General features: G+C 33.5%; 2 pseudogenes. One reads left to right on the forward strand and one right to left on the reverse strand.

Annotation, left to right across the window (positions count from 1 at the left end):
• Nucleotides 1–964 (forward strand): annotated as a pseudogene (locus AACV33_RS03350) (hypothetical protein); the annotation flags it as partial.
• Here AACV33_RS03350 and AACV33_RS03355 read toward each other — a convergent pair.
• Nucleotides 954–1037, reverse strand: a pseudogene (locus tag AACV33_RS03355) (RHS repeat domain-containing protein); the annotation flags it as partial. The pseudogenes AACV33_RS03350 and AACV33_RS03355 overlap by 11 nt on opposite strands.
• Between the last annotated feature and the right edge of the window lie 92 nt (nt 1038–1129).

Genomic DNA, 1129 nt, shown 5'->3' on the forward strand with positions numbered 1-1129 from the left:
CCCAAGTGTTAACTATCAATATGATGAACAAGGACGAGTAACCTTAATTACTGATCAATTTGGTAATACAAAATTCGAATATTATCCTAATGGACAATTGAAGACTAAAGATGGGCCTCTAGATAATGACTTAATATCTATTACTTATAATAAAGTAAAGAAAATATCATCTGTAGCTGTCAACAATACGATAAACTCTAGTTATGAATACGATGATTTAGGAAGATTGTTAACGATTAACGCTTTTTCAAAAGATTTTAATTACAGCTACAGCTATAGCAATACTTCTTTATCTCCGTTAATAATGCTTGATTATCCGAGTGGGGTTCAACAAAGTTGGCAATGGGATAAACAGTCTGATTTAGCTCAATTAAGGTATACAAAACAAGATACTTCTATTGCCGAGTATAACTATAAATTTGATGAATCGGGACAGCTTTCCGAGCAAATTGGTACAAGCGCATGGAGAATGGATGTTCCTAAATTTACTGCCCGCTATAATGATTTAAATCAAATTATAGAATGGAATGGGGACAAGAATATTTTCGACTATGATAAAGATGGTAACCCGACAAAGGGTATTTTAGGTGATGGAACTTCCTTTACCGCGATATATGATGCAGAGAATAGGTTAGTTGAGCTGAGTTTTATACGTCAAGGTATTAAGTATAAAGAAACATTTGGTTACGCATACAACAATATGCTTTCAGAGTATAAGCTTTATCAAAATGCAGTTTTAGCTAAAACAAAACGTTATGTTCGCCTTGGATTAGTTGAGTTACAAGAACAAGATGCAAAAGGAAAAGTCGAACAAGAATATGCATGGAATTTATATGCCAAAGGCGGTATTGGTAATTTATTAATAACAAAAACTGCGGATAAGTTTTATCAATACATTTATAGCTATACTGGTAACGTACAAAAAGTGATTGATGGTAGCGGTAATATTGTTGCTAACTATTAATACCACCTTCTTCTTGAAGAGGATCTCGATTTAACAAGCGAACTAAATGAGGAGCATAAAACCGATAACCAAAAAAAACTAACCCACTTTCAAAGTCACTTCGTTTGGTCGAATAACCGAATGGTTGTAATGTAAAAGCATCTACCGATACCTGTCAATATGGTG

The sequence above is a fragment of the Aliivibrio sp. SR45-2 genome, from assembly GCF_963890165.1.
GTDB lineage: Bacteria > Pseudomonadota > Gammaproteobacteria > Enterobacterales > Vibrionaceae > Aliivibrio > Aliivibrio salmonicida.